Here is a 2,224-nt window from a genome sequence, read left to right on the forward strand (position 1 = left end):
TTAAATCTTCGGAGAGTTCTCAAGGTTTGAAGGGCCTTCTGAAGGCCTCAGCGGAGAATAGGAGTTTTCCCGTTGCCCATCTGCCTCCTGGGAAAAGCTTAAAAAGTAACCCCGTGAGCTAAGCCCGAGAGAGGTGATGCTCATGAAGCGCAGGCCAAGGAAGTGGAAGAAGAAGGGCAGGATGAGGTGGAAGTGGATTAAGAAGAGGATTAGGCGCCTCAAGAGACAGCGCAGGAAGGAGCGCGGGCTCATCTGAAGCCCGGTGGTTCTATGCCTCCTTTTTCCGACTTTGAGAGTTTATCCCTTTTGATTGATACGTCCCTTGGAAGAACCCTTCTCATTGCCGACCCGCACATCGGCTTCGAGCTTTCCCGGGGATTGAGGATTAGAACCCACTTTGAGGAAAGCCTTGCCCAGTTCGTCGCCGAGAGCGGCGCCGACGCTTTGATAATCCTCGGAGACGTGAAGGAACCCCTCGGCCTGAGCTTCCGCCTGAAGGAGATGCTCCTGCGCTTCTTCTCCTCGCTGAAAGATGTGAGGGTTCTCATCGCCAAGGGCAACCACGACGGAAGGCTGGAGGAGGTAGCTGGAAAGTTCCCCAACGTCGAGGTTCGGGAACACTTCCTGCTCGACGGAAGGCTCTTCCTCCACGGCCACACGAGACTGCCAAAGATAGAGTTCGAGGAGGCCTTTCTCGGCCACGCACACCCCGCTTACACGCTGAAGTCCGGCGGTGTTGCGAGGAAGGTGAAGGTCTTCGCGAGGATTAATGAGTTCCTCGTCCTCCCGACGGTCAATCCATACATTGAGGGCTTCGACGTGAGAGAAGGGCTTAAGCTCGTCCCGTTTCTCAGGAAAGCTACGGAAGTCGAGCTGTTTCTGCCCGAGGGGATATACCTCGGGAGGGTGAGGCTTTAAAGGAGAAGGCGCCTATACACACTGGCGGTTTTCATGAGGGTGATTGTCGTTGGAGCGGGAAGAACCGGCAAAAGGGTTGCGGAGCATCTGTCGAAGAACCACGACGTCGTTGTCGTTGACAGAGACGAGGAGGCGATAGCGGAGGTTTCTCACCTCGACGTTTTAACGGTTGTCGGCGACGCGACGCTCCCCGAGACGCTCGAAGAGGCAGAGGTCGAGAAGGCGGACTACCTGATTGCCACGACGGACGACGACGCGACGAACATAGTCGTCTGCTCCCTCGGAAAGACGCTTGGGAATCCCTTCACCGTTGCGAGGGTGAAAAGGCTCGAATATCTGAGGCTCTGGGGGCGCGGGAGGGAAGCGCTCGGTGTAAACCTGATGGTCAGCTCGGTTCCGCTGGTTGCCAAGAGCATCGCGAACGTCATCGAGTTCCCCCAGCTGAGACAGCTTAGAAACCTCTACGATGGAATTTACGTCGGCGATGCCCTTGAGGTTCCCGAGGGGCTATGGTACGCGGAAGTTGGAGGCAGGAAAATCGTCGTTGCCACAATGGAGGAGCTGAAGCGGGCTTACAGACCGAGGAAGCCGAAAAACGTCCTAATCCTTGGCGGAAGCGAGGTCGCCGTTATGCTCGCCGAGATGCTAATCCGGAAGGGCTGCGACGTCAAGGTCGTCGAGAGGAACAGGGAGAGGGCCGAAAGGGTTTCATCCCTTCTGGAGGACACGGCGGTAATCGTCGGAAACCCCTTCAGCAGGTCGCTCTGGCGCGACGAGGAGCTTGACGAGGCCGAAGTTTCGGTTTCTGCCTTCGACGAGGACGAGAGAACGCTGATGGGCGCGATGGTGTCGAGGGAGTGGGGAATAGAGAGGGCCTTTGCCGTGGTTCACGACGGCGAGTTGATAGCGATGTTCGAGAGGGCGGGAATAACGGCGGTCAGCCCGGAGGTCGTTACGGCCGACAGGATAGTCTTCGCGACGAGGGGTGAAAATGCTCTTGGCCTCGTGGCCTCGATACCCGGAGTGAGGGTTCTTGCAGTTGAGGTTGACGAGAAACTCGCCAGCAGAACTCCGGACGAGCTTCCGGGAACGTTGGGCCCGGTTCTCAGGGACGGGGAGGTAATCCTGCCGACGGCAAGCTTCCACCTTCAGGAAGGAGACGTTATAACGCTTATCGTAGAGGAGGAGATGGCGGGGGAGCTGGAGCTATGAGGATTAAAGCAACGTTCGCCCTGCTCGGTGAGATAATAGCTCTCCTCGGACTGACGTTGCTCGCCCCAGCGATTGTTGCGCTCCACGACGGGAC

The 2,224-nt window shown here is 57.5% G+C and carries 2 protein-coding genes; both read left to right on the forward strand.

Annotated elements, in window-relative coordinates; all coding sequences use genetic code 11:
- Positions 1-270 precede the first annotated feature (270 nt).
- Complete coding sequence (locus MVK46_RS04895; protein ID WP_297535527.1) at positions 271-918, forward strand: metallophosphoesterase; 648 nt, start codon at positions 271-273, stop codon at positions 916-918.
- Positions 919-951: 33 nt separating this feature from the next.
- Complete coding sequence (locus tag MVK46_RS04900) at positions 952-2,130, forward strand: NAD-binding protein (protein WP_297535528.1); 1,179 nt, start codon at positions 952-954, stop codon at positions 2,128-2,130.
- Positions 2,131-2,224: the final 94 nt, after the last annotated feature.

This window comes from Thermococcus sp. (assembly GCF_027066465.1).
GTDB lineage: Archaea > Methanobacteriota_B > Thermococci > Thermococcales > Thermococcaceae > Thermococcus.

Bases quoted from the DNA above. Each gene is read 5' to 3' on its own strand.
- MVK46_RS04900 (WP_297535528.1), top strand. From the start codon at position 952: ATGAGGGTGATTGTCGTTGGAGCGGGAAGAACCGGCAAAAGGGTTGCG.
- MVK46_RS04895 (WP_297535527.1), top strand. From the start codon at position 271: ATGCCTCCTTTTTCCGACTTTGAGAGTTTATCCCTTTTGATTGATACG.